At 65.5% G+C, this 25,857-nt stretch carries 27 protein-coding genes; 16 read left to right on the top strand and 11 right to left on the bottom strand.

The genetic code is table 11. The features are described 5' to 3' along the window. Positions 1-13 precede the first annotated feature (13 nt). From AC2A04_RS13940 to AC2A04_RS13905, 8 genes are all read left to right on the top strand, one after another. A complete protein-coding gene (locus AC2A04_RS13940) occupies positions 14-1,243 on the top strand; it encodes an amidohydrolase family protein (protein ID WP_484212955.1) in 1,230 nt (409 codons plus the stop codon). Further along, positions 1,243-2,766, top strand: coding sequence for a bifunctional 3-(3-hydroxy-phenyl)propionate/3-hydroxycinnamic acid hydroxylase (locus AC2A04_RS13935; RefSeq protein WP_484212954.1), 1,524 nt, complete (start codon positions 1,243-1,245; stop codon positions 2,764-2,766). The genes AC2A04_RS13940 and AC2A04_RS13935 overlap by 1 nt, the downstream gene beginning before the upstream one ends. Next, positions 2,763-3,188: a GlcG/HbpS family heme-binding protein gene (locus tag AC2A04_RS13930; protein WP_484212953.1), complete on the top strand. Its 426-nt coding sequence runs from the start codon at positions 2,763-2,765 to the stop codon at positions 3,186-3,188. Before AC2A04_RS13935 ends, AC2A04_RS13930 begins: the two co-directional genes overlap by 4 nt. After that, positions 3,189-4,091 carry a VOC family protein gene (locus tag AC2A04_RS13925; protein ID WP_484212952.1) on the top strand — a complete coding sequence of 301 codons (903 nt, stop codon included), beginning with the start codon at positions 3,189-3,191 and terminating at the stop codon, positions 4,089-4,091. It abuts the gene before it with no gap. 110 nt (positions 4,092-4,201) lie between these two features. Next, on the top strand, positions 4,202-5,035 hold the full coding sequence (locus AC2A04_RS13920; RefSeq protein ID WP_484213011.1) for a fumarylacetoacetate hydrolase family protein: 834 nt from the start codon (positions 4,202-4,204) through the stop codon (positions 5,033-5,035). After that, positions 5,032-5,880 (top strand): alpha/beta hydrolase, encoded by an 849-nt coding sequence (locus AC2A04_RS13915; RefSeq protein ID WP_484212951.1) that lies wholly within the window; start codon positions 5,032-5,034, stop codon positions 5,878-5,880. The genes AC2A04_RS13920 and AC2A04_RS13915 overlap by 4 nt, the downstream gene beginning before the upstream one ends. Positions 5,881-5,930: 50 nt before the next feature. Next, positions 5,931-7,115, top strand: coding sequence for an aminotransferase (locus AC2A04_RS13910; RefSeq protein ID WP_484212950.1), 1,185 nt, complete (start codon positions 5,931-5,933; stop codon positions 7,113-7,115). A 58-nt stretch (positions 7,116-7,173) separates the two neighbouring features. Further along, positions 7,174-7,875, top strand: a complete 702-nt coding sequence (locus AC2A04_RS13905; RefSeq protein ID WP_484212949.1) for a hypothetical protein — start codon at positions 7,174-7,176, stop codon at positions 7,873-7,875. Between the two features lie 129 nt (positions 7,876-8,004). Here the strand turns inward: AC2A04_RS13905 and AC2A04_RS13900 are convergent, their stop codons facing one another. From AC2A04_RS13900 to AC2A04_RS13880, 5 genes are all read right to left on the bottom strand, one after another. Continuing rightward, positions 8,005-8,592, bottom strand: coding sequence for a twin-arginine translocation pathway signal protein (locus tag AC2A04_RS13900; RefSeq protein ID WP_484212948.1), 588 nt, complete (start codon positions 8,590-8,592; stop codon positions 8,005-8,007). A 76-nt stretch (positions 8,593-8,668) separates the two neighbouring features. After that, positions 8,669-10,438 (bottom strand): SLC13 family permease, encoded by a 1,770-nt coding sequence (locus tag AC2A04_RS13895; protein ID WP_484212947.1) that lies wholly within the window; start codon positions 10,436-10,438, stop codon positions 8,669-8,671. A gap of 116 nt (positions 10,439-10,554) precedes the next feature. After that, entirely contained in the window at positions 10,555-11,151 is a 597-nt protein-coding gene (locus AC2A04_RS13890; protein WP_484212946.1) for a hypothetical protein, read from the bottom strand. Positions 11,152-11,308: 157 nt separating this feature from the next. Next, on the bottom strand, positions 11,309-11,692 hold the full coding sequence (locus AC2A04_RS13885; protein WP_484212945.1) for a nuclear transport factor 2 family protein: 384 nt from the start codon (positions 11,690-11,692) through the stop codon (positions 11,309-11,311). Between the two features lie 73 nt (positions 11,693-11,765). Beyond that, positions 11,766-13,115: an aromatic ring-hydroxylating oxygenase subunit alpha gene (locus AC2A04_RS13880; RefSeq protein WP_484212944.1), complete on the bottom strand. Its 1,350-nt coding sequence runs from the start codon at positions 13,113-13,115 to the stop codon at positions 11,766-11,768. Positions 13,116-13,309: 194 nt separating this feature from the next. On the opposite strand from AC2A04_RS13880, the gene AC2A04_RS13875 reads away from it, so the two are divergent. Continuing rightward, a complete protein-coding gene (locus AC2A04_RS13875) occupies positions 13,310-14,287 on the top strand; it encodes a quinone oxidoreductase family protein (protein WP_484212943.1) in 978 nt (325 codons plus the stop codon). Between the two features lie 220 nt (positions 14,288-14,507). Further along, positions 14,508-14,834, top strand: a complete 327-nt coding sequence (locus AC2A04_RS13870) for a GIY-YIG nuclease family protein (protein WP_484212942.1) — start codon at positions 14,508-14,510, stop codon at positions 14,832-14,834. A gap of 763 nt (positions 14,835-15,597) precedes the next feature. Here AC2A04_RS13870 and AC2A04_RS13865 read toward each other — a convergent pair. Continuing rightward, positions 15,598-16,359 carry an enoyl-CoA hydratase-related protein gene (locus AC2A04_RS13865; RefSeq protein ID WP_484212941.1) on the bottom strand — a complete coding sequence of 254 codons (762 nt, stop codon included), beginning with the start codon at positions 16,357-16,359 and terminating at the stop codon, positions 15,598-15,600. Positions 16,360-16,414: 55 nt separating this feature from the next. Continuing rightward, positions 16,415-16,822: a nuclear transport factor 2 family protein gene (locus AC2A04_RS13860; RefSeq protein WP_484212940.1), complete on the bottom strand. Its 408-nt coding sequence runs from the start codon at positions 16,820-16,822 to the stop codon at positions 16,415-16,417. 109 nt (positions 16,823-16,931) lie between these two features. On the opposite strand from AC2A04_RS13860, the gene AC2A04_RS13855 reads away from it, so the two are divergent. The 5 genes from AC2A04_RS13855 (at position 16,932) to AC2A04_RS13835 (ending at position 20,129) form a co-directional block, all read left to right on the top strand. Next, complete coding sequence (locus tag AC2A04_RS13855; RefSeq protein WP_484212939.1) at positions 16,932-17,939, top strand: NADP-dependent oxidoreductase; 1,008 nt, start codon at positions 16,932-16,934, stop codon at positions 17,937-17,939. A 13-nt stretch (positions 17,940-17,952) separates the two neighbouring features. Beyond that, positions 17,953-18,690: a glucose 1-dehydrogenase gene (locus tag AC2A04_RS13850; RefSeq protein ID WP_484212938.1), complete on the top strand. Its 738-nt coding sequence runs from the start codon at positions 17,953-17,955 to the stop codon at positions 18,688-18,690. Beyond that, positions 18,687-19,217, top strand: a complete 531-nt coding sequence (locus tag AC2A04_RS13845) for a VOC family protein (RefSeq protein ID WP_484212937.1) — start codon at positions 18,687-18,689, stop codon at positions 19,215-19,217. The genes AC2A04_RS13850 and AC2A04_RS13845 overlap by 4 nt, the downstream gene beginning before the upstream one ends. Before the next feature lie 13 nt (positions 19,218-19,230). Continuing rightward, positions 19,231-19,581 carry a Rieske (2Fe-2S) protein gene (locus AC2A04_RS13840; RefSeq protein ID WP_484212936.1) on the top strand — a complete coding sequence of 117 codons (351 nt, stop codon included), beginning with the start codon at positions 19,231-19,233 and terminating at the stop codon, positions 19,579-19,581. Positions 19,582-19,700: 119 nt separating this feature from the next. Further along, positions 19,701-20,129, top strand: a complete 429-nt coding sequence (locus AC2A04_RS13835; protein WP_484212935.1) for a nuclear transport factor 2 family protein — start codon at positions 19,701-19,703, stop codon at positions 20,127-20,129. Positions 20,130-20,140: 11 nt separating this feature from the next. Here AC2A04_RS13835 and AC2A04_RS13830 read toward each other — a convergent pair whose 3' ends face one another. Next, complete coding sequence (locus tag AC2A04_RS13830; RefSeq protein ID WP_484212934.1) at positions 20,141-21,100, bottom strand: NAD(P)/FAD-dependent oxidoreductase; 960 nt, start codon at positions 21,098-21,100, stop codon at positions 20,141-20,143. Between the two features lie 340 nt (positions 21,101-21,440). On the opposite strand from AC2A04_RS13830, the gene AC2A04_RS13825 reads away from it, so the two are divergent. Continuing rightward, positions 21,441-23,744 carry a TonB-dependent receptor gene (locus tag AC2A04_RS13825; protein WP_484212933.1) on the top strand — a complete coding sequence of 768 codons (2,304 nt, stop codon included), beginning with the start codon at positions 21,441-21,443 and terminating at the stop codon, positions 23,742-23,744. Between the two features lie 73 nt (positions 23,745-23,817). Here the strand turns inward: AC2A04_RS13825 and AC2A04_RS13820 are convergent, their stop codons facing one another. The 3 genes from AC2A04_RS13820 to AC2A04_RS13810 are packed head-to-tail and all read right to left on the bottom strand — an operon-like array spanning position 23,818 to position 25,855. Further along, complete coding sequence (locus tag AC2A04_RS13820) at positions 23,818-24,600, bottom strand: enoyl-CoA hydratase/isomerase family protein (RefSeq protein ID WP_484212932.1); 783 nt, start codon at positions 24,598-24,600, stop codon at positions 23,818-23,820. Further along, positions 24,597-25,682 carry a phosphotransferase family protein gene (locus AC2A04_RS13815; protein WP_484212931.1) on the bottom strand — a complete coding sequence of 362 codons (1,086 nt, stop codon included), beginning with the start codon at positions 25,680-25,682 and terminating at the stop codon, positions 24,597-24,599. The genes AC2A04_RS13820 and AC2A04_RS13815 overlap by 4 nt, the downstream gene beginning before the upstream one ends. Next, on the bottom strand, positions 25,679-25,855 hold the full coding sequence (locus AC2A04_RS13810; protein WP_484212930.1) for a hypothetical protein: 177 nt from the start codon (positions 25,853-25,855) through the stop codon (positions 25,679-25,681). The genes AC2A04_RS13815 and AC2A04_RS13810 overlap by 4 nt, the downstream gene beginning before the upstream one ends. Between the last annotated feature and the right edge of the window lie 2 nt (positions 25,856-25,857).

Genomic DNA, 25,857 nt, shown 5'->3' with positions numbered 1-25,857 from the left:
TGGGAGAGACCATATGACGACGCTCATTCGCGACGTCCGCATTTTCGACGGCGAAACCCTCCTGCCGGGCACGCGCTCGCTGCTGGTCGAGGGCAACCGCATTGCCGCGATCGGCGATTCGGCCACGGCTCTTGACGCCACCGCCGCCGATACCGTGGTCGAGGGTGCAGGCCGCACGCTCATGCCCGGCATGGTCGAATCCCACGCCCACCTCACCTGGGGCTCGTCGGTCGAAAAGATCTACCACCAGTTCATCCTGCCTGCCGACGAACTCAAGGTTGCGGCATGGCGCAATGCCCGCGTCCTGCTCGACCACGGCTTCACCAGCGCCTATTCCGCAGGCGCTTTGGGCGATGGCGTGGAGGTCGAGCTTGCCCGCGCGATCGACGCCGGTGAAACCCCCGGCCCACGGCTGATCCCTTCCACTCTCGAGCGCAGCCCCGAAGGCGCGGAAGGCGTCGAAACGGGCGACGTGTTCAACGGTCGCGGCCCTGATGCCATCCGCAGCTTCGTTGCCTACTGCAAGGAGCAGGGCATCGGTTCGTTGAAGCTGGTCGTTTCGGGCGAGGACGCGCTCAAGCCCGGCTCGGCGGCGGACGTCCACTATAGCGCCGAGGAGATGGAAGCGGCGGGCGCGGCAGCGCGCGAAGCCGGACTGTGGATCGCCACTCACGCCTATTATCCCGAGGCGATCGCGCTGGCGCTCAGGGCCGGGGCGCGGATCATCTACCACGCCTCCTATGCCGACGAGGCCGCCGCCGATGCCATGGTCGCGGCCAGGGACTCGACGTTCTACGCCCCCTCGCCCGGCGTCTCGGTCGCCGCGCTCGAAGCCACCCCGCCCCCGCACATCGACATGAGCCACATGAAGCAGAGCGCGGCCGAGCGCATGGAGCGCGAGAGCAAGCTTGTCCCCGCGCTCAAGGCACGTGGCGTCCGCATCCTCATCGGCGGCGATTACGGCTTCCCGTTCAATCCGAACGGTCGCAACGCGCGCGATCTGCAGATCTTCGTCGATCACTTCGGCTATACTCCCGCCGAAGCGCTCACCGCTGCGACCAGGCTCGGCGGCGAACTGATGGATCTGCCGGTGGGCCAGGTGCGCGAGGGCTACCTTGCCGACCTGCTGCTGGTTGAAGGCGATCCCACGCAGAATGTGTCGATCCTGCAGGACAAGGCCAATCTCGCCATGATCATGAAGGACGGCGCGCTCTACAAGGCCCCCGCCGAGGTCGCCGCCTGATGGCCCACTCGCAGACATCTGCACCGATGTACGATGTGGCGATCATCGGCTGCGGGCCGGTGGGCGCAACCGCCGCCAACCTGCTCGGGGCGCAGGGCCTCTCGGTCGTCGTGCTCGAAAAGGAGCATGACCACTACCCCCTGCCCCGCGCTGTCCATCTCGATCACGAGATGATGCGGCTGTTCCAGACCGCTGGCGTGATCGATCGCGTCGCGCCCGACATGGTCGCGACCGACGGCCACCTCCACATCGGCGCGGACCACGGTGTGATCCGCTACATGGGCACCGTGGGCAAGCCCAAGCCCTTCGGCTGGTCGAACGATTACTTCTTCTACCAGCCAGAGCTGGAATCGCACTTGCGCCGCGCCTTTGCCGGTAACGGCGCGATCGGCCTGCTGCTTGGCGCGGAATTTACCGCGCTCGAGAGCCACGATGATGCCGTCACCGTTCGCTACACGCAGGACGGCGCGCAGCGCCACCTGACCGCGCGCTGGGTGATCGCCGCCGATGGTTCGCGCAGTCCTGTCCGCAAGGCGCTTGGCGTAAAGCTCGACGATCTCGATTTCGAGGAACCCTGGCTCGTCGTCGATGCCGAGGTCGAAGGCCCCGTCAGCTTCCCGCCGCTCACCGGCGTGCCCGAAGGCGCGGACCTGCAGCGCCTTTCGGTAATGATGTGCGATCCGGCCCGTCCGGCCACGATCGTGCCGGGTCGCGGCAATCACCGCCGCTGGGAATTCATGCTGCTGCCGCATGAGGACGATGCCGAAATGATGCGCGAGGACAACGTCGCGGCCCTTGTCGGCGCGTGGATGAAGGACGTGCCGCACAAGATCGTGCGTGCCGCGACCTATCGCTTCCACGGCCTCGTGGCCGAACAGTGGCAAATGGGCCGCGTATTCCTGGCAGGCGATGCCGCGCACCAGACTCCGCCGTTCTTCGGCCAGGGCATGTGCCACGGGCTTCGCGATGTCGCCAACCTTGCGTGGAAGATGGCCGCCATCGCCAATGACGGCGCCGACGAATCCATCCTCGATACCTATCAGCCCGAGCGCGATCCCCATGTGCGCGGCGTGATCGGCGCAGCCGTCGCCGCAGGCCGCTACATCTGCGAACTCGATCCCGCCAAGGCCGCCGCGCGCGATGACGGCATCCGCGCCCAGGCCGCGCAAAAGACGGGCGAAACCGCCGCCGACCTGATCCCGGCAATTGCCACCGGCTTCATTGCGCCGGGCACGCCGGCTGCAGGCACGCGCTTCATCCAGCCCATTCTGGAGGACGGGCGCAAGCTCGATGATCTCGTCGGGCAGGGATGGCGCCTGTTCGTCCGCAAGAGCGGACCTGTGGGCGCTATCGTCGCTGCCGATCTGCCCGATGGCGGCGCGGTCGGCGCATGGCTCGACGCGCATGGTGCAGATGCGGTACTCGTCCGCCCCGACCATTGCGTGTTCGGCACCGGCCATGCTGCCGACCTGCTCGCCGCGCGTGACCGGTTGCTCTATTCGAAACAGGAAGTCGCTGCATGACGCTTACCCTTGCCGCCGCCCAGACCATCGCCAACGTGGCGCTTGCCGAAGCCCGCAGCCGCTCGGCCAAGCCGCTTGCGCTGATCGTGCTCGATGCCGGTGGCCACCCGGTCCTTTTCGCGCGCGAGGACGGCGCGACCACGTTCCGCTTCGACATCGCAAAGGCCAAGGCGACCGGCGCGCTCGGCATGGGCGTCAACACCCGTGCCACGGCAGAACGCGCGCAAGCAAATCCGCTGTTCTACCAGAGCGTCACCGCCGTGCTCGAGGGCCGCATCGCCTTCTCGCCGGGCGGCGTGCTGATCCATCACGACGGCGCGGTGATCGGTGCGGTCGGCGTGAGCGGCGATACCGGTGATTGCGACGAGGAATGCGCCATGGCGGGCATCCGCGCAGCAGGTTTCAAGACGGAGAGCAATTGAGTGAAGCTGCGCAGCATCGAAATTGCCCTGCCCGATCCGGCAGCGGCTGCGGCCTTCATGGTCGACATCTGGGGCCTTACCGCCACCGAGCAGCGCGGGTCGACGCATTACCTGCGCGGCACCGGCCCGTTCCCATATCTCGTTGCCTTCGAAAAGTCGGACAGCGAATGGGTCCGTACGACCACGTTCGTCTGCACGGGCGAGGAGATGGCCGCCCTGAAGGCGCGCGTCACCGCCACCGGCTGGCCCGCCAGGCCGACCGTATCGGCCGATCCCGGTGACGGCCACGGCATCATCGTCGAACTGCCCGAAGGCACGATCCTGCGGTTTCTCACCGACGCCACCGAAGTCGCGCCGATCGAAGGCTTCGCCAAGTCCACGCGGCGCGTCTCTCCAGTCAAGCTGACGCATGTCGTGTTCAACGCTGCCGATGCCGAACTGATGGGCCACGCGGTGGAGGACGTGCTCGGTTTCCGCGTGTCGGACCGGACCCGTGGCATGGTCTTCGTGCGCTGCAACGACAGCCACCACTCCACCGCCTTTGCTCGCGCGGGCTTTGCCAGCCTCAATCACATCGCCTTCGAGATGGACGATCTCGATGCCGTGATGCGCGGCATCGGCTGGATGCGCGACAACGGCTTTGCACCCGCATGGGGCCCCGGCCGCCACGGTCCGGGCGATAACGTCTATGCCTATTACATCGCGCCGTTCGGCCCGGTGATCGAATATTCGACCCCGGTCGAAAAGGTCCCGACCGATTACGCGGCGGGCGTGCCCGACGACTGGACATGGCCCGAACATCGCATCGATCAGTGGGGTGTCTCGGACAAGGACTTCGACGGTCTTCGCGTCGCCGAGGAACGCTTCCGCAGCCGCCGCGACTGGGAGCCCGCACCGCTTTGACCATCGACAGGCGCGCATTCGTGGGCGGCGCTGCCGCACTTGCCCTCGCCGGAACCACCGGCCAGGCAAGGACCACGCGTCGCCCGCAAGCCATCAGGAGTGACAAGACAATGGCCCAGTACATCAGCTTCCGCCGCCCCGACGGCACCCCCAGCTTCGGCCGCCTCGAGGGCGAAACCGTCCACGATCTCGGCGGCCAGGGCGCGCCCGCCTTCCTCAAGGATGTCCTCGGCGGCGATCTTGCAACGCTTGCCGCCACGGCCAGCTACCCCCGCGCCAGCGTGCGCCTGCTGCCGCTGGTCCCCAATCCCGACAAGATCCTCTGCGTCGGCCTCAACTACGCCACCCACGTGGCCGAGACCGGGCGCGAGCAGAAGGAATTCCCGGCGATCTTCACCCGCTATGCCGACAGCCTGATCGCCGATGGCGAACCGCTGCTTCGCCCGAAGGAATCGGTGCGCTTCGATTACGAGGGCGAACTCGCCGTGGTGATCGGCAAGCCCGGCCGCCGCATCCCGCGTGGCCGCGCGCTGGAGCACGTGGCGGGCTATTCGGTGTTCAACGATGCCACGGTCCGCGACTGGCAGCGCCACAACATCCAGTTCACGCCGGGCAAGACCTTCCCCGGCACCGGTGCGTTCGGCCCTGCGCTGGTCACTCCCGATGCCGTGCCGGACCTTGCCGACCAGCGCGTGCAGACCCGCCTCAACGGCGAAGTGGTGCAGGATCAACCGATCTCGGACCTGATCTGGGACGTCGCATTCATCATCGAGTACTGCTCGACCTTCACCCCGCTCAACCCCGGCGACGTCATCATCACCGGCACCCCCGGTGGCGTCGGCGACAAGCGCAAGCCCCCGCTCTACATGAAGGCGGGCGATGTCTGCGAAGTGAGCGTCGGCAAGATCGGCACGCTGACCAACCCCGTGATCGACGAAGCGTGACACCGCGCGCCGCCATCTCCGCAATGGGCACAACGCTCGGGCTGCCCGTGCTCGAGGCCTGCCGCGATCTGTTCGATGCCGAGCAGATCGCGCTGGCGGCGCGTGTCCCGGCGCTGGCGGTGGACCTTGCCTATGGTCCCCACGATCGCCACCGCCTCGACCTCTATCGCGCCGAACAGGCGGGCGACCTCCCGGTCGTCCTCTTCGTCCATGGCGGCGGCTTCCGCATGGGTGACAAGGGCGGGGCCGGTAACTGGCAGAATGCCGCCGTCGCGCGAACGATGGCTGAAGCCGGGTTCCTCGGCGCGGCGATGAACTACCGCCTGCTTCCCGAAGCGCGCTGGCCCCAGGGCGGCGAGGACGTTGCCCTCGCGGTCGACTGGCTGCGCGCCAATTCGGCGCAGTTCGGCGGCGATCCGGCAAGGATCGTGGTGATCGGCACCTCGGCAGGCGCAGTCCATATCGCCACCGCGCTCAAGCTGCGGCCCGACCTGCCCGTGGCAGGCGCGGTCCTGCTCTCGGGGCTCTACGGCCATACCCCGCTCGATGATCGTGACGAGCCCTACTATGGGCCGAACGAAGCTTACGCAGCGCGCATGCCGCGCGAGGCCGTAGCCACAACCGCGATCCCGCTGTTCGTCGCCTGCGCGCAGTTTGATCCGCCGCGCTTCCAGGCCGAATTCCTCGGGACCATGCAGGACCGGCTCGATCGCCACGGCGCCATGCCCGCAGGCACGATCGTGCCCGGCCACAACCACTATTCGCTCGCCATGCACATCGGCACGTCCGACCGGCGGCTGGCGCAGGAAATCGTCGCCTTTGTTCAGACGGTGACCGCGCGCTGACGCCGCAGCCATTGCAAAGGCGCGCCGCCTGCCCTTAAGGTCCGCACCCGATGACCGAACCGGCGCAGCGCCTCTCTCCCGTCTACCGGGACATGCCTCTCACCATCTTCGAACACATGTCGGGCCTCGCCAGAGCCACCGGCGCGATCAATCTGGGGCAGGGCTTCCCCGACGAGCCGCCATCCCCGGCCCTGCTCGAAGCGCTGGCACGGGCGAGTGCCGAAAGATCGCACCAGTATCCGCCGATGGCGGGCCTGCCCGAACTGCGCCGCGCGGTGGCGGGCTTCTACGCGCGCACCCAGGGGCTCGATCTCGCCCCCGAAAGCGTCATCATCACCTCGGGCGCGACCGAGGCGGTGGCCTCGGCCATTCTCGCCGTCGTCGCGCCGGGCGACGAGGTCGTGCTTTTCGCGCCTGCCTACGATGCCTATGCGCCGATGGTGCGCCGTGCAGGCGGGGTGCCGGTGTTCGTGGCGCTGCAGCCGCCGCACTGGTCCTACGATCGCGCCGCCATCGAGGCCGCGATCACGGCGCGCACCCGCGCCATCGTGGTCAACGATCCCCTCAACCCCACCGGCACCGTCGCAAGCCCGCAGGATCTGGCGATGCTGGCGGCCATCTGCACCGCGCACGATCTTGTCGCGATCTGTGACGAGGTCTGGGAAAACGTCCGCTTCGATGGTCGGCCCCACGCCTCGCTGATGATGCAGCCGGGCATGGCAGGCCGCTCGGTCAAGATCGGCTCGGCTGGCAAGATCTTCGGTGCAACGGGCTGGAAAGTCGGCTGGCTGATCGCCGCCCCCGCCATGGCCGCCGTCCTCGGCCGCGCGCACCAGTTCCTCACTTTCACCACCCCGCCGATGCTGCAATGGGCGGTGGCCGAAGGGCTGGAAACGCCCGGTCTGGCCGAAAGCTGCACCGCGCGCTGGGCGCAAACGCGCGAAGTGTTGCTCGAAGGCCTGACCCGCGAAGGCTTCTCGCTGCTCCCCAGCGCCGCCACCTGGTTCACCTGCATCAACCTCCCCGCCTCGGGCATCCCGCTCGACGACCGCACCTTCAGCGAACGCGCCGTCCACGAGGCAGGCGTCGCCTCGATCCCGCTCTCGGCGCTATGGGAAGGCGGTGGCGCGCCAACCAGCATCGTCCGCCTGTGCCACTGCAAACCCGAGGTTATGTTGATGGATGCGGTGGCGCGACTGGCGCGGTGGCGGGATTCGATGGGCAGCGTCCAATAGCTGCCGCTCCGGACACGACGCCATTGCGGGCATACGACAAATAGGGAACGATGTATCAGTGAAACGCGCCCACATCATCATCCTCGCAATCGCAGGTATCGGCGCGGCAGCCACGGCTGAATCCTATCTTGGCTCGACGCGCTACCGACTGGATGACGCTACCTACGCTGTTCCCCACAAATACGAGTTCATGCGCAACTTCAGCGTGCCGTGGCTCTTAGGCATCAAAGGGCTGGATAAGGAGCCAGATGAGTCCGTGTGGCTCTTACTTCCGGCCTCTGAACTTTCCGGCGGTGTGCAGGGCTACAGGCGCCTGTTTCACGGTTATTCGAGCGATGTTGAAGCCGACATGGTAGTCAATGTGCTTGGCGGAAAGGAAGCGCGCGAGTTTCCTGCCGACCGGAGCAGCGACATTACGAAGGTGCGGCAGGCACTTGCCAACGGCGGGCTTCGACAGCGTGATCCCACGACTGGCTGGGATCGGGTGTATTGGCTCGTCGGCGAAGTGGGGACGCCGGGACAGGGCGGATCCCTTTTCTATCTCGTTCCCCGCGATGGTGTTGAAAGCTTGCCGCCTAACTGGCGAGTTCCGTCGTGCCAAGGTTCGCCAGACATCAATGGGCATGAGAGGTTCGATTGTCACATCACCATTAGCGAAGACGGGCAGACGTTCGACTTCACGCTGCGCAAAGAGAATCTCGGCACTGCCAGCCGTATTCCTGCTTACGTTTTGAGGCGCATGAAGGACTGGCGGGCCTGAGCATCGGCTGTCCGCTTCCCACAACGAACCGGCCGTTCACTGCTCACAACCAAAAGTCTGAAACCTGCCATCAATTCATCTTCGCCCCGGATCAGGTCCGGGGTGACGGAATACGGGAGGCCTGCTCGTTCAATCCGCCCCGCCCTTCGCCACCAGCGCGTCCCACTCCCCCCAGCCCATCGACCGCCCCGGATAGACGACCTTGGCGAAGGGCCAGTCCTGTTTCATCCAGCCCTGCACCCATGCGTAGAGTGCGGCGTCGAAGCCCGCGTCGTGTTCGGCCTTGGTCACCCACATAGTGACGACCGCATCATGGCCTTTGTTCTTGGCGGGATAAACGTAGACGCAGCCGCGTTCGCGGGTTCCGTCGGGGGTGAGCACGGCAAAGGCGAAGGAGGTACGCGCCTGAAAGCGGGCCTGCTCGGTCTCCATGTCGCGCATGGCGTCGGCATCGGTGATGCCGGGGTGCGGCCAGTCGGTGCTGCGGGTAAAGGTTTTCTGGAGATGTTCGATCGAGGACATGTAGGCCTCGAAATCGATCTTCACCAGCGCGGGGCCGAGCGGCACCAGCTTGAAGCCCGGCCCTTCGATCAGGGTGGGCACCTTGAAATCGGCGGGCACGAACGCGGTCGCAGCGGGCGGCGCGGCCTGTGCCGGGAACGCGCCCGCAAGCGCCATCGCCAAGGCGATCCCCAGACCCTTCATGCGTGAATTCATGCCTTGCTCTCCGCCCCGATGCGCTTCAGGTCAGCTAGGGCCGGTCGCGCATCCCTGGCAATACGCCATTAGGCGGTCACAGCGGCCAGAACCACAAGATCAGCGGCGTGCCCAACACCGCCACCAGCAGCGAGAGCGGCGCGCCAAGCCGCGCATAATCACCGAAGCGGTAGCCTCCCGGCCCCAGCACCAGCGTGTTGCACTGGTGGCCGATGGGAGTGAGGAAATCGCAGCCTGCGCCGATGGCAGTGGCGATCAGGAACGGTTCGGGCCGATAGCCCAGTTCCTTGGCAAAGACCGCCGCGATCGGGGCCATGACCAGCACGGTCGCCGCATTGTTGAGGAACGGCGTCACCGCCATCGCCGCCAGCAGGATCAGCGACACCGCGCCCCACGGCGGCAGGCGGATGGCGAGTTCGGCGAGCTGGTTGGCGATCACGTCGGACGCGCCCGTGGTCTGGAGTGAGGCGCTGACCGGGATCAGCGCGGCCAGCATGATCAGGATTGGCCACTCGACAGCCTCATAGGCCTCGCCCACCGGCAAGGCGCCCGAGATTACTGCGACGGCGGCGGCTGCAAAGAAAGCCACGGCGGCCGGCACAGTCCCGCTTCCCGCAGCGATCATCGCGACCGCGAGAATGGCGATCGGCAGCCAGCGCTTGCGCGCCGAGCCGAGCCGCATCACCCGGTCCGCCAGCGGCAGCGCGCCCAACTGGCGCAGGCGCGATGGCAACACCTCGAGCGGGCCTTGCAGGACTATCACGTCGCCCGCCTGCAGCACGATCTGCCCCGGCTTGGCGGTGAGAGTTTCGCCCGAGCGCGAGACCGCGATCAGGTTGATGCCCAACCGTTCGCGCATCAGCAGACGCCCTGCCGTGCGCCCGATCAGCGCGGAATCGTTGCGGATAACGGCCTCGATCACGCCGATATCGTCGGGTGGCCCGCCGCTCCCCTCCTTGCCCGCGCCCGCCAGCGCTAGCCGGTCAATCGCGATGGCGCGTTCGAGCGCGTCAGGGTCACCGGTGAGGATCAGCACGTCGTCCTCCTCGATATGGACGTGCGGATCGGGCTCGCCATGCATCTCGCCGCGCAGCAGGCCGGTAACCTGCACCTGATCCTCGTGGCGGGCGGTGAATTCGCCCACCGTCTCGCCGATCGCGGGCGATCCCTCGCCCACGGTCGCCTCGATGGCATAGGCGGAAATGTCGATGGCCTCGCCAAGACCGGGCGAGGCCATGCGGTCCTGCGGGAGCAGGCGCCAGCCCAGCGCCAGGAACACGAGGCCCGCCAGCAGCAGGACAAGGCCGGTCGGCAGGTAATCGAACATGCGGAACGGCTCGCCGGTCATCTCCTCGCGCACGCGGCTGACGATGATGTTGGGCGATGTGCCGATCAGCGTCATCAGTCCGCCCAGCAGCGACGCAAACGCCATCGGCATCAGGAACACCGAGGGCGAGCGGCCCTCCTTCTTCGCCATCTGGACCGCAGAGGGCATCAGCATGGCCAGCGCGCCGACGTTCTTGATCAGCGCCGAGGCAAAGCCGACCGTGGCGGTGAGCAGCATCAACTGTCCGGTGGTGGAGCGCACGCGCAACGCGATGCGCAGCAGCAGCCCCTCGATCAGGCCCGAGCGCTGCACCGCTGCCGACATGACGAGCGCCGATCCGACGATGATCACGATATCGTCTGAAAAGCCGGTGAACGCTTCCTTGGGGCTGACGATGCCAATGGCCATCGCTGCCAGCAACGCGATTACCGCGGTCACGTCATAGCGGAAGCGCCCCCACACGAAGAGCGCCATCATCCCTGCGAGAGTGGCGAGCGATAGCCATTGGGGCGTGGTCATTGTCTGGGGAACCGCCACGAGGCAAAGTCGTTCCTGCGCCCCCTGTGCCTTGGCCTATTGTGCGACAAACGTTTCCCCGGGGAAACATTCCAACACAGCCAGATCGTGCAACTGCTTCAGAAGAAGCGCAATTCCCCCTGGGCAGGGCGCATCTTGCCGGATTTGACGGGACTGGCGAGAGGCGCGCGCGGCAGCAGGCAGCGCGCGGGGCCGAGCAGGACATAGACCGCATGGCGCTGCCCGCCCCGGTTCTCATGGTCCACGGCAAAACCGGCATAGTAGCGCCGCAGCAGCCCTGCCTTCACCAGTTCGGACACCGCACGGCTGAGATTGGTCTTGCCCGAGGCGCGGATGCGGTCGCGCAGTTCCTGTTCGATTGCAGCGGCGCGCTCGTTTTCGTCCGAGGGCAACGTGCCCGCAGCAGCGAGATCGCCCTCGATCCGGGCGGCCAGTGCGATGCGGCGCGGATCGCGTCCGCCCATCGGCGCAAGACTGTCACACAGCCAGTCACGCAAGGTGTGGCTCTGACCCTCGCGACGCACGAAGGGGCCCGCCTCGCCATCGGCATTGGCCACCTCGGCAATCAGGCTGAGTACCATGAAGGCATAGCGCGGGCGCGTGCTGGCGTGCGCGAGCAGATCGAGCAGACGCGCCATCGCGCCTTGAGGACCGGGTCTGGCCGTGGCGGCAGCGGGGATGGCGGTCTGGAACATTACGGGATTCAAGGAAGCACATAACGGGATTCCCGTGAATCCCCTTTCTGCGTGCGGCGCCCGCAATTCCAACATTTGTCGCGCGTGACACTTTACCCGAGGGTAAAGTGTCATTGATGGCCCTTTGCGTTCGCGCAGACCGGCAATCCCCACAGGTTCAATCGCTGCTCGTTGCGCTGCGTGGGCCTTCAGCCGGATAGGTGCCGTGTCCCCGGCGCACCAGGCCGGCCTCGAAGACCAGCACTTCAGCCACGCCGATCCCCTTCTGGTTGCGGTACCGGATGACGAGGGCGTCCACGCCTGCAAACACCGCTTCGATCTCGAAGCGAAGATCGGGAATGCGGCGCAGCCCCTCTTCCCAGTAGGCGCGAAGGGCCGTCTTACCGCGTAGCACGCCCCCCGTCTCGGGCAGGAGACTGGCGGCAACCGGCGAGGTAAAGGTCACGTCCTCGTGAAAGTGCGCGAGCACCCGATCGAGATCGTGCGCGTTCCACGCGGCACACCATTCGGCAGCAAAAGCTGTGGGGTCGATATCCATCATTGAGCCACCCTGCTGCGCTCGCGCCGCCAGAGCAACCCGTCATCGTAAGCTGCGCGCCACGGCGACCCGCGCCTCACCGTCCCTGCCGGCCCGCAATCCAGTCATTCAGCACTTCATGGAAAAAGCGGATGCGGGTTTCCTGGTCGGAGAGGTGCGCGTCGGTATAACCGCGCGAATGCATGCCCGCCTGCATCGCCTCGGCAAGTTCCATGTCCTGATAGACGATCTGGCCGGCAAGCTCGGGTACGCCGCGTCCGCCATCGAACACGCGGTGCTCGCATTCGGCCGCTTCCCTGAACGGGCGCACGCCCGCCATGATCGATTCCACTTCCTTCTGACCCTCCACCGGAAAGGCCATGCACCACAAGTCGAAGTAGGATTTCTCGGGGTTGGTCGGGTGCGGTTCGCTGCGAAACAGGATCAGGTTGTCGGGCAGGAAGCTGATCGTCACGTTGGGGAACATCACCGTGTGCGGGCTGTCGGTGATCTCCTCGTCGTCCATGTGTTCGTAGTGGAGATAGCCGCGTTCGCGCCAAAGCTTGCGTTTGGCGGCTTTCAGATCCTTCCAGCCCTGCAGCGCGAAGTCTTCATACGTCGCGTAAGCGGCGGGATCGATGTCCCACTGGCGCAGGATATGGGCAAAGACGTGTTCGGTGCCTTCGGCGGGGCGGTCGGTCAGCGAGGGGCGCATCGGCTGAACGGTCCGGCCGTGTCCGCGCGGCCACATCTCGTGCCGCGCGGAATCGACGTCCTGATCGATCCACGCAGGCACTTGCGGGTGGGCGGTACGGGTGTGATAGCTTTCCGAGAAGTTGTCGGTCACGAACTTCCAGTTGGCGTCGATCTCGATGCGATACCACGCCACGCGGACCGCCGTGTCCATCGGATAGTTGCGGAACACTTGCGGCATTGGGTCGAGGAATTCGAGCAGGCCGGGGCTGTCGTCCGACATCGAATACCACACGAACCCGCCCCAGGTATCGCAGCGCAGTTCCTTGAGCTTGAGCTTGCCGCAGGGGTTGCCCTTCCGAAAGTCGACATCGGCATCCTGCGCGTGCTCAAGCACGCCGTCGATGCCCCAGCGCCAGCCATGATAGGGGCAGTGGAATGCCGCGACAGAGCTGGAATCGTGGACCATGCGCATGCCGCGGTGGCCGCAGGAATTGTAGAAGGCGCGCACGCTCCCGTCTTCCTGGCGTACGGCGATCACCGATTCCTTGAGGAAGGTGTGGACAAGGAAATCGCCCGGCTCGGGGATTTCCGCCGTTCGCCCGGCTATGTGCCAGATGCGCGTCCACATGTGATCCCATTCCGCCTTGGCAAATTCGGGCGAAAAGTACCGGTCTCCGGTGATCGCATCGCCGCGCAAGTGCGAGGGATCGCGTCCGTCCATTGGCGGGGGAACGTGGCCACGAAGGCTCATGGGTCGGGTCCTCTCTTGTTGATTCTGCGGCTCTGTCGCCTTGCCTTGTCAGATTGCGCGAAACCCGGCGCTATTTCTCCCCGTCAAAGTGTCAGGTGTTAACCGGCAGCTCTGCCGGTTTTCTAAACTCTTGCCCCGTGCCGCGGGGTGATCCATCACCATTGCCGCAGACCACCGGCAAGGACCCCTTACCCATGCATGCCCGCGTTGCCCGTATCAGCCGCACCGGCGGCCCCGACGTGATCGAATGGATTGACGTCGACCTTGCCGCGCCCGGCCCCGGCGAAGTGCTGGTGCAGCACGCGGCGGTCGGGCTCAACATGATCGACACGTATTACCGGCGCGGGATCTACCCGGCAGCGATACCGGGCGGGCTGGGTTCCGAAGCAGCGGGCCGCGTCGTCGCAGTCGGCCCCGGCGTGACCGGCCTTGCCGTGGGCGACCGCGTGTCGACCTTCGGCCCCGGCCTCGGCGCCTATGCCACCGCGCGGATCTATCTCGAACAGGCGCTGCTGCGCCTCCCCGACACGATCGACGACATGACCGCCGCCGCCGCCACGCTCAAGGGCTGCACGACGGAATTCCTCGTCGAGCGCTGCGCCTGCGTGGAAGCGGGGATGCCGGTGCTGGTCCATGCCGCAGCAGGCGGTGTCGGTCTGCTGCTGGTGCAATGGCTGAAAGCCGTGGGCGCGACCGTGATCGGCACCGTCTCGACCCAGGCCAAGGCCGAGGCCGCGCTGGCCGCAGGCGCGGACCACGTGATCAACTATGCGACCGATGCGGTAGCACCCATGGTGCGCGAGCTGACCGATGGCGCGGGCGTCGATGTGGCGTTCGACGGCGTCGGGCAGGACACCTGGGCCGCCAGTCTGGATTCAGTCGCCCCGCGCGGGCTGATCGTCAGCTACGGCAACGCCTCGGCCCCTGTTACCGGGGTTGCGCTGGGCACGCTCTCGCAGAAAGGCTCGCTCTTCGTCACGCGGCCCACGCTCTTCCACTACTACGCCGACCCCGACGAACGCGAGGAAGGTGCCGCGCGGGTATGGGAAATGATCGCCAGCGGCGCGGTCAAGGTCACCGTAGGCCAGACCTATCCGCTGGAAGACGCCGCCCGCGCCCACGCCGATCTCGAAGCGCGGCGCACGACCGGATCGACCGTGCTTTTGCCTTGAGGCGCAGGGGTTTTTGTGGGGCGGAGACCGACGACGCCTCTTATCACCCCAACTGAATTATTGGTGCGGTCAGATGGCAGCTTTTGGGGCGACATTGCGGGATGGGATGCGGCAGGAATGTCGTGGGAGGGCGGAAAGCTCCTCGAACTAAGCACCGTCGCCCCGTGCTTGACACGGGGCTTGGCTTCCCTTGCGACCTCACGTTTGGCATGACGGCCCGATGGACAAGGGTGGCTGGGTCTACATCATGGCAAACCGCTATCGTGGCGGGATGTATGATGGCGTCACCTGTGATCTGATCCGTCGCGTGTGGCAGCATCGTGAGGGTGACGGCTCGATCCACGTGAGCGACTTTGGCAAGACAAGGCTGGTCTACGCCGAACGTCACGGGGAAATCGAACCCGCGATCGCCCGCGAAAAACTGGTCAAGAAATGGCGCCGGGAATGGAAATTCGCTCTGATCGAGGCGGAAAATCCGGATTGGCTCGACCTTTGGGGCCAGTGGTACCCGGCGGTGGAAGCGGCAAGAGGCGACGTCGAAAGCTAGCCAAGCCCCGTGTCAAGCACGGGGCGACGACGATGATGGGGGTTGTTGCAGGCGAATGTCGGCAACGGCGTCTTATCCGGAACGGCAGCTTTTTCCGCAGAATGCCCGTTAGCGGCCAATCGCGCCCGACCTGAACCAATGGCTGCTTTCAGCGCTGGCGCATCGTCTCCGCTACGGCAGGAAGTGGGTGGTTAGCTGCCTAACGGTTTCTCGGATCGCCGAGGGCTGGGGCGGCACCAGTCAGGCAGCCATCCAACGCTTCACGTTCCCGATCACTAAACCGCTCCCCCGCTCTAGAATATGCCTTCAGCACCCGTTCCCGCCCGTCGTCGACCACATCGACAATGAAATGTCTCACCGGATTATCCAACCTCGCCATAGGCTTTAATATCGACGGTGGCTTCCGGTGGCGAAGCGACAAACGACCGCCCCAGTCCTTGCCCAGACACATCTCAACCCATTCGAGTGGGCGCGTTGTAGAGCCGACAAATGCGAGGCGCGAAGCCGCAGGGTCTTCGGCGGGTGTCTTAAACGGAACGACAAAAAAGGCCGTGAAAAGTAGCAAGCCACCCGCCGCAAACCAAGGCATTGGCTGCCGTAAGGAGACCGGTCCTCCGTGCGTGAATGGGTCGGATCGCATCACGAAAGATTACTACACCCCGTTCGGTCGGCAAGTCCGCAATGGGGTCGTATCCGGAACGACTGCTTTCGAAAACAAAAGCCGTTAAGCCGCCGTCGCACCCAACCTCTACCGCCCGCGCCCCTAAAACACCGGCTTGCGTTTCTCCACAAAGGCAGTGGTGCCTTCGTGGAAATCCGCGCCTTCGAAGGCCGAGCCGAACAGTTCCAGCGATTGCCCGTCCTCCTCGCCCTGCCCGTCGAGCACACGGCGGACAAAACCTTTCAGCGCGCGGGTGGAGAACGGCGAGGCCTCAAGGATCTGGGTGGCGAGGGTTGCCGCGTCTTCCCGCAGTTCCTCGGCAAGCCCTATCCTGTGCGCCTCGGCGGCATCGATCAGCATGCCGGTGTAGAGCAGCCGCCGCGCCTGTCCCGGCCCGACCAGATCGACCAGCAGCTTCACGTCATGCAGCGGATAGACGAGGCCGAGCCTGGCGGGCGTGATGCCGAAGCGCGCCCTGGGGCCTGCCACGCGGATGTCGCAGGCAAGCGCGATGCCGCAGCCCCCGCCGATGCAATCGCCTTCGACCATCGCCACTGTGGGCAAGGGAAAGCGGGTGAGGTCGTATTGCGCGCGGTTGATCGCCTGCTGGTTGGCCGCACGCCATGCGGCATCGTCCTTGTTTGCGAGCAGTTCGGCAATGTCGGCCCCGGCGCAGAATGCGCCGCCATGGGCCGAGCGCACCACGAGCAGCCGCAGCGAGGGGTCGGCGGCGGCTTGCTCCAGCAACGAGGGCACCGCCTGCCACATCGCGAGCGTGAAGGCGTTGCGCTTGTCGGCGCGGTCGATCAGCAGGTGCGCGATCTTCCCGTCGCCGGCACCGTCCTTTTCCAGTCGCAGGGTCATAGCCACGGCCTCCTGCCCCTCCCTTTGCGGGGGCAAGGGGCCGATGGCAAGCGGCTCAGGCGCTCTGCTTCGCCTTGGCCTGCGCAGCCGCGCAGAAGATCGCGGGATCATAGTAGAACGGCTTGATCTCGCAGCACTTGCCATCGCGGAAGCGGAACATCTCGCACAGTTCGGCGGGCGGCAGCGAAGGATCGGCGAAGCGGAATGAGAGGATCGTTACGGCATGGTCCTTGCCCGCGGTCGTCTCCACCCGGTCGAGCCCGACGACGTCCACCATGCCCATGACCTTGCTGTAGAGATCGCGCAGCGCGTGCCTGCCACGATAGACACCTTCCATCGGCAGTCCGGGCGCTTCGCTTACGAAGAAGTCGTCGGTCAGCATTTCGGCGGCCTTGTCCCAATCACCCATGCCGGTGGTGGCATAGAGATCGTCGACGAACTGGATCATCTGTTCGGGAGTCATCGCGTAAAGTCCTCTCGTGTTTGCGGCAGGATCACCCAAGCGGGGCGGATGCGGAACCTAGCGATATAACTAGCGCTTGTGCCGGCTCGCTGCGCGCTAAGAGTGCAGCATGGAAACCACCCGCCAGATCACGCTCGTCCGCCGCCCCGTCGGCATCCCCCAGCCCCAGGACTTCGAGCTGGTGGAAGTGCCGCGCCCCGTGCCCGGCCCCGGTGAAATCCTCGTGCGGATGCGCGTCGGGTCATGCGATCCGGCGATCCGCGGTTTTCTCGACGATCGGCCCAGCTACCTGCCGCCGGTGGCGCTCGGCGCGCCGATCAATGGCATGTCGCTGGGCGAAGTGGTCGAATCGAACAATCCCGATTGGCCGGTCGGCACGCTGCTGCGCACTTTCGCGGTCTGGTCGGAATATTACGTGGTGGGAGCCGATGCGCTGGGCATCGAGAAGGTGGAGCAGGCCCCCGGCGTGCCGCTGCAGCACTACATGGGCGCGCTGGGGCCGGTGGGCCTCACCGCATGGGTCGGCCTGTTCGAGATCGGCAAGGCAAAGGCGGGTGACACCGTGCTGGTCAGCGCGGCAGCCGGTGCAACGGGCAGCACCGTCGTGCAGCTCGCCAAGGCCGCGGGCTGCCGCGTGATCGGTCTTGCCGGCGGGCCGGACAAGGCGCGGATCGTGAAGGATCTCGGCGCGGACATCGCCATCGACTACAAGGCCGTGGGCGATCTGGGCGCGGCGATCTCTGCCGCCGCACCCGACGGCATCGACGTCTATTTCGACAATGTCGGCGGCGAGACGCTCGACGCGGTGTTGCCGCTGATGCGTCTCCATGGCCGCATCGCGGTCTGCGGCATGATCGCGCAGTACAACGATGCCGACAATCCGCACGGCAACCGCAACATCTGGCAACTGGTGGTCAACCGCCTGACCATGCGCGGCTTCATCACCTACGATCATCCCGAAGTTCTGGGCGAGGCGCAGGCCATGCTCGACCGGCTGTTTGCCGAAGGCAAGCTCAAGCCGCTGGAGAACGTGCGCGATGGGCTCGAACGCCTGCCCGAAGCCTTCATCGAACTGATGAGCGGCAAGACCACGGGAAAGACGCTGGTTCTGATCTGAGAAGGATACCGCAATGGGAGTGCTGCAAGGCAAGGTCGCATTCGTGACCGGAGGCGCCTCCGGTCTGGGCGAGGCCATCGCGCGCGCCTATGCCGCCGAGGGCGCAAGCGTCGTCATCGCCGATATCGATGAAACAGGCGGCGCGGCGCTGGCGGCCGAACTTGGCGCACGGTTCGTCACGCTCGACGTGACGCAGGAAGCCTCGTGGGCCGCAGCGCTCGCACCCTTCGAGCGCATCGACGTGCTCGTCAACAACGCCGGGATCACCACGCTGGGCTCGATCGAGGAGATCACGCTCGACCAGTTCCGCCACGAACTCGACATCGATGTGCTCGGCGTGTTCATGGGCACGCAGGCCGCGCTGCCGAAGATGAAGGCGCACGGCGGATCGATCATCAACATGTCCTCGCTCTCGGGCGTGAAGGCCTCGTCTAACCTCGTTGCCTACAACGCGGCCAAGGCGGCGGTGACGCTGATGACCAAGTCGTGCGCACTCCATTTTGCCGAGAAAGGCTATGGCATCCGCTGCAATTCGATCCACCCGGGCGCGATCCACACCCCGATCATCGACAAGGTGCTGGCCCAATCGGACGATCCGGACGCGCTCTACCAGAGCTTCGTCAACGTCCATCCGGTCAAGCGCCTCGGCCGGCCCGAGGAAATCGCAGCCATGGCGGTGTTCCTCGCAAGCGATGCCAGCGCCTTTGCCACCGGCGCCGAATTCCGCGTGGACGGCGGCGCCTCGGTATGACCGCGCTGCCGATCCGGCAGGTGGCGTTCTTCGTCGAAGACGTGCGTAATGCCGCGCGCGCCCATCACGCCGCTTTCGGATCGGGACCATTCTTCGTGGCAGATAACATTCCGCTTGCCCGCGCGGTCCATCGCGGTGTGGCGCGCGAACTCGATCACTCGTCCGCCTATGGCCAGTGGGGCGAGGTGATGATCGAATTCGTCCAGCAGAACAATCCAGGCCCCTCACCCTTTCGCGACATCTACCCCGAAGGATCGGGCCGCTGGGGCATGCACCACGCGGCCGTGTTCGTGGACGATGTCGATACCGAACTTGCGCGTCTGGCCACGCTGGGCGCGCCCTGTGCATTGCGCGCGGAAATGACCGACGGTTTCGTCTTTGCCTTTGCCGACACGACCGCGACGCTGGGGCTGATGACCGAACTCTATGCGCCGGTGCCCGTGCTGGTTGATTTCTACGCGATGGTGGCGCAGGCGGCGCAAGATTGGCGCGGCAGCGACCCGATCAACACGATCCGATTCTCTTGAGGACACGACGCACGTGAGCGAGACCTGGCATTCCCTGATCCCCGAATCCGAATTTCCCGCAGCGGGCAAGCTCGCCACGCGCATCGGTGGCTGGCACGTGCTGGTGGGACAAACCGACGAAGGCCTGTTCGCGGTCAACGATCGCTGCACGCACCAGGCCGCGCTGCTTTCGACCGGGCGCATCCGGCGCGGCGCGGTGATGTGCCCGCTGCACGGCGCGCGCTTCGAAATGGCCACGGGCCGCTGCATCGGCGGGGCCTACAAGGACCTGCGCCAGTTTCCGGTGCGGGTCGAGGGCGGCACGATCGAGGTCTGCATACCCGACGAACAGCCCGGCATGGATGAACTGCCCGTCGTGGTCTGAACGGGCAGGCGCAGGCGCGCGTCCAGTACAGACCCGCACCCTCACCTATCCCACAGGTTCGGGATGGATCGGGCCGGGTTAGTCTCGCTCCAAAGCAACGATAACCCGGAGAGACTCCCATGCCCTTCACCGGCCCTGCCGAAGATCGCCTCGCCATCCGCGAACTGCTCGAGACCTATGCCGACGCGGTGACCCGCGTCGATGCCGATGACTGGGCCGCGACCTGGGCCGAGGATGCCGAATGGTCGCTGCCCGATTATCCCGAGATCGGCACCACGCGCGGCCGCGCGGCGATCAAGGCGATGTGGGTCGAGGCGATGAAGCACTATCCCGGCATCATGTTCGAGGCCTGGCCCGGTTCGATCGAGGTGACCGGCGATAGCGCAACGATGCGCAGCTACACCGCCGAGGTCTACGACCAGAACGGCACGACCATGCGCGACCGCGGCGTCTACGAGGACACTTGCGTCAAGGTTGACGGCAAATGGCTGTTCAGCAGCCGCACCTTCCGCAACATTCACCGCCAGCACGCGCCCAAGGGCTGCTGAGGCTCCTGACCCTAGGCCGGGACGCGCGGCTTCTGCACCTCGCGCAGGTGCGGGCGGCGCGTGGCCAGGTCGTTGCGGATCGCAGTGGCGGCAACCGCTGCCTCCCCCATGGCGTGGCTGATCTGGTCTAGCCCACGCGTGACGTCGCCTGCTGCATAGAGGCCCGGCACGCTGGTGCGCTGGTGTGCATCGACCGCAAGGCAGCCTTCGTCGTTGCATTTGGCGCCGAGCGATAGCGCCAGTTCCGAACGGATGTCCGATCCGAGCGCGGGATAGACCGTCTCGAATTCAAGCTCGCCCTCGCCCGATGGCACGACGATGCGCTCTTCGCGCAGGCGCAGTGGCGCGCAGGGACCATCGACGATGGCAATCCCGGCAGCTTTCGCCTGTTCGCGCTGCCCCGCCGACAGATCGTGCGCCCCATCGCAGGCGATCAGCGTCACGTCGTCGCTGTAGGAGCGCAGGAACATCGCTTCGCCAAGGCCCCGTTCGCCCGTGCCGATCACCCCGATGCGCCTGTCGGTCACCTCGTACCCGTCGCAAACCGGGCAATATCGCAAGAGCCCCCGCTTGAGTGCCTCGTCGTGGAGGTCGGGTGCAATCGGCGGGCGATGGTTGACCACGCCGGTCGTCAACAGGACCGTGCGCGCGGTCCATGATTGCGTACCGGCACTGGCGAGAAACCAGCCTGCATCGGCTTCAAGCGTTTCGATCGTGGCATGATCCACGCTGATGCCGAACTCGCCCGCCTGCCGCCGCATCAGAGCGAGCAGTTCGGTGCCCGCAATGCCGCCTGGATATCCTGCATGGTTGTGGGTGCGCGGGATCATTGCTGCGCGGCTTTGCCCGGCGTCGACAACCGCCACGACAAGGTGGAAACGCGCGAGATATATCGCCGCTGTCAGCCCCGCAGGGCCAGCCCCGATCACGAGGCAATCGAGGGCCGAGTTGGCTGGCGCGTGATCATTCATGGCACCCCAAACGCCGGAGCGCCCGATGGTTCCACGCGCCGGGCCGATCGGCGCCCAACAATCGGGCATCTTCCTGTCACTTGTTGCAGTTCAATGCGACCCTACCAAATTATACAACCGGCAACGGGAGAGTAACGTCCGGGCAACAACTGGCCTGGATCGAAGCGAATCAGGATCATTCGATCGCAGTGAATGCCAGTTTTCTGGAACTCGTGCCGAAATCGATTGCGATTATCGGCATGCCTTTCTGTGTCTGATCTTGCCGAACTCCCGGATGTTGCACGTGCCGAGCCTGCTCCGCCTTGAGCAATTGCAGGCGTCATTGCTGAGAGGGGTAACCATGACGATCGTTCATCGCGCCAACCGGGCGCCTGCCGCCAGATCCGGGCGCTCCACACTGAAAGCCGCAGCCCTTGCCGCGACGATGCTCGCCAGCGGGCAGGCATTTGCCGCCGAAGCCGACGAGCAACCCGTCCCCTCGCAGGGCATCGAGGAAATCACCGTCACCGCGCGCAAGCGCGTCGAAGACGTGCAGAGCGTGCCGCTGGCGGTCTCGGCGATCAGCGGAACCGCGCTCGAAGCACGCTTCGTTCCCGATGTGCGCGCCGTCGCCAAGTACATCCCGAACGTCCAGTTGGGCCAGGTCCAGTATTCGGGCGCGACACTCTCGGCCTCGATCCGCGGCATCAGCTTTGCCGATATCGAACGCTCTTTCGAGCCCGCCGTCGCCACCTCGATCGACGGGATTTTCCTTGCCTCGAACACCGGTGCGCTGGTCGACATGTTCGACGTGGAATCGATCGAAGTGCTGCGCGGGCCGCAGGGCACGCTGTTCGGCCGCAATACCGTGGGCGGCATCATCAACGTCAAGCGCTCGCGCCCTACCGGCGAACTGGGCGCGAAGATGGCGGTCACGCTCGGCTCGTACAACCGCAACGACTATCGCGCGGTGTTCAATGCGCCGATCGTGCAGGACGTGCTTGCCGCCAAGATCGGCGTGTTTTCGATCAACAGCCACAGCTTCACCTACAACGCCGCCACCGGCGAGGATGAACCCGGCCTCGACCGCCTCGACATCCAGGCCACTGTGCTGTTCACGCCCAGCCCCGAATTCGAGGCGCTGGTCACTTACGAGCACCTGCGCGACCGTTCACACTATCCCAACCCTGTAAACCAATCGATTCCGGGCGAACTCGCTTGCGACGTGGGGCTTTGCTACAGCGCGCACAAGGCCGAATACGAAGGCAGCAACTTCCGCGCCTCGTTCGGCGGACTGCCGTTCTACGCGCCGCTCGATGCCGACAACGTGACTGCGAACCTGCAGTACAAGGCCGACAACTTCACGATCGCCTCGGTCACCGGCTACATGAAGAACAAGGACTCGCTCGACATCGACAACATCGGTGATGCGATCGCGCCCAATACGCCGTTCTTCCACCCCGTGCGCTATCTCCACGGCAACCAGTTCAGCCAGGAACTGCGCATCGATACCGATTTTGGCGGCATGTTCGACATGGTCGCAGGCCTCTACTACTTCAAGTCGAGCTACGAGCTTGACCGGCAGGACGTGTTCATCGCCGACGGCACGCGCAATCCGCTGGCTCTGGTCGATACGTTCAACGCCGGCCAGACGGTCAAATCCTATGCCGCCTTTGCCGAAACCTACTGGAAGGTGACGCCGACCACGCGCATCACCGTTGGCGGCCGCTATACGCACGAAACCAAGGACTTCCACGTTACCAAGCCGGCGCCCTACACGACGCCCGCCTATTCTTGCCCCGATCCGCAGGCGACCTACGCGCCTTGCGCCAATCCGCACCTGTCGTTCAACCGCTTCACCCCGCGCGTGTCGATCGACCAGACGCTGGCCGAAGACATCATGCTCTATGCCTCATGGTCGCGCGGGTTCCGCTCGGGCGGGTGGAACGGCCGTCCCGGCTCGCTCCCCCAGACGATCGGGCCGTACAATCCCGAAACCGTCGACAGCTATGAAGCGGGCCTGCGCACCAAGTTCTGGGACAATCGCGCGATCTTCAACGTGACCGTGTTCCAGACCGAGTACAAGGACAAGCAGGAAGACCAGATCCGCACCAACCCGCTGAACCCCGCATCGACGATCACCTTCGTCGAGAACGCAGGCAAGGCGCGGTTCCAGGGCGTGGAACTGGAAATGCAGCTGCGCCCCGTGCCCGAACTCAACCTGTTCGGCTCGGCCGGCTACCTCAAGGCCCGCTACCTCGAATTCCTCGACCAGGCCGGCAACGACATCAGCGCGACCAAGCAACTGCGCTACGCACCCGACTGGAACGCCAGCATCGGCGGTGACTACACCTTCGAAACGGGCGGCGGGAACAAGCTCGTGATCGGTTCGAACGTCAAGTACGTCGGCGATTACGCCACCGAATCCGCCAAGGACTACTCGGGCCTGCGCCGCGAAGTGATCCCGGCGCATACCTCGGTCGATGGTTCCATCACCTGGACCGGGCAGATGAGCGGGTTGAAGGAGTACAAGATCTCCGCCTTCATCAACGACGCGTTCCACGCCGGTGGCCGCATCGTCCGCTCGAGCTATGCAGGGCCGTTCTGGTTCAGCGACCGCATCCCCAACCGCACCTGGGGCGTGGAGCTGCAGGTCGAATTCTGATCCGAACCCGAAACCTGCAGGAATGCAAGCGCCCGCCCCTTTGCAAAAAGGGGGCGGGCGTTCGCGTTAACGATCACACCGACCGGAAATCCGGTTTGCGGCGTGCCATGAAAGCCGCAACGCCTTCGCGCCCCTCGGCGCTGTCGGCGCGTGCCGAAATCGATGCGGCCTCGCTGTCGAGTTGCGTGGCAAGCGGAGCCAGTTGCGCCTCGGCCAGCAGTCGGCGTGCCGCACCCAGCGCCGCGGCCGGCCCGGAGGCAAGCCGACCGGCAAGCTTTGCGCCTTCTTCCGCCAGTTGCTCGGCCGCGACCACGCGCGTGACCAGGCCGATCTCGCGCGCTTCGGCGGCTGCCACGCGGCGGTTGGTCAGGATCATGTCCTGCGCCACGCGCATGCCGACAAGGCGCGGCAACAGCCAGGTCATCCCGCCATCCGGGGTCAATCCGATTGCAGTATAGGCGGCCGTAAAGTGTGCGGCGTCGCTGGCAATGACGATATCGGCCGCAATCGCGAGACTGAGACCCACGCCAGCCGCCGGACCGTTGACCAGCGCCACCAGCGGCTTGTCCATCCGTGCAAGCACCAGGACCGACTCATGCGCCTTGTCGGCCAAGGTCCTGATGAAGGTTCCTGCTTCGTTGTCTGCGGCGGCGAAAGCGCCCACGTCACCACCCACGCAGAACATGCGCCCCGCTCCGGTCAACACCACGCAGCGCACCGCTTTGTCGCTGGCAGCGGCCTCCACGGCGGCGAACAGATCCTGCGCCATTGCCATATCGAGGGCATTGCCCTGCTCGGGCCGGTTCAGCGTAAGCGTCAGGACGCCGTTGTCGAGACTTGTAGCAACCGTGCTCATCGGGCCTTCTCCATGGCTTCGCGCGCCAGCGCGGCAAGACGCGGCAGCGCCTCGGCGCGTTCCCTGGCCTGGGCATTGCTTGCCGTCCCGCGCAGGACGCGGCCCTTGATGCCGTGGAAGATCGCGGCAAGGCGGAAGAAATTGAACGCGAGGTAGAAGTCCCAGTCCTCGATCAGCGTCCGCCCCGTCCGTGCGCAATAAGCCGCGATGTAGTCCGCCTCGGTCGGCAGGCCGAGCGGCACAGGGTCCGCCCCGCCCAGCCCCGCCACGATGTCGCCCGGCATGCGGTACATCATCGCGTGATAGGCAAAGTCGGCCAGCGGATGGCCGAGCGTCGATAGCTCCCAGTCTAGCACGGCCAGAACACGCGCCTCGGTGGGATGGAAGATCATGTTGTCGCAGCGGAAATCACCATGGACGATCGTCGTCTCGTCGCCCTCGGGGATGGCGGTCGGCAGCCATTCGACCAGCGCGTCCATGTCGGGGAGGCGACCGGCCAGCTCGTCTTCGAGATACTGCTTCGACCAGCGCCCGATCTGGCGGGCGAAATAGTTGCCGGGACGGCCATAGTCGCCAAGGCCTGCGGCTTCGTGATCGACTGAATGCAGCGCCGCGATCACGCGGTTCATCTCGTCGAAGTAGGCAGCGCGCTCGGCCTTTGGCACTTCGGAGAACGAAGCATCCCAGAAGATCCGGCCCTCGACCATGTCCATCACGTAGAACGCGCTACCGATCACGCTCTCGTCCTCGCACACGCCGAAGATTCGCGCCACGGGTACGCCCGTGCCGGAAAGCGCCTGCTGGACGCGCGCCTCGCGCAGCACGTCATGCGCACCCTTGAGCAGCGGCCCCGGCGGCTTGCGGCGCAGCACATAGCGCGCGTCCGGCGTGGTCAGCTTGTACGTCGGGTTGGACTGTCCGCCGTTGAACTGTTCGACCGTCAGCGGCCCGGCAAATCCTTCGACATTGGCGGCCAGCCAGCGCTCGAGCGCGGCCTCGTCGAATGCCACCCGGACCTTGCCTGCGCCCTTGTTCGCCTCGGCGTGGTTGCCCGCGGTGTTGCTCCCGGCTGTCGTGTTCACTTCGTCCTGCTCCAGTCGCGCTTTATCGTCCTGGCAATGCTCAACTTGCACAACGCGACCTTCCCTTTGATGCTGCGCTCGAAAGCGGTGAGGCCAGTCTCGTCGAGCACACTGGCGCAGCCGTCAATTAACAGTTGCGCCAGCTTGAGATCGATCAGGGGTTGGGTCGGCAAGA

This window comes from Novosphingobium sp. HNCC26DJ243 (genome assembly GCF_057180545.1).
The sequence above is the reverse complement of the archived record's forward strand: the minus strand, read 5'-3'. Positions and strand labels throughout refer to the sequence as shown.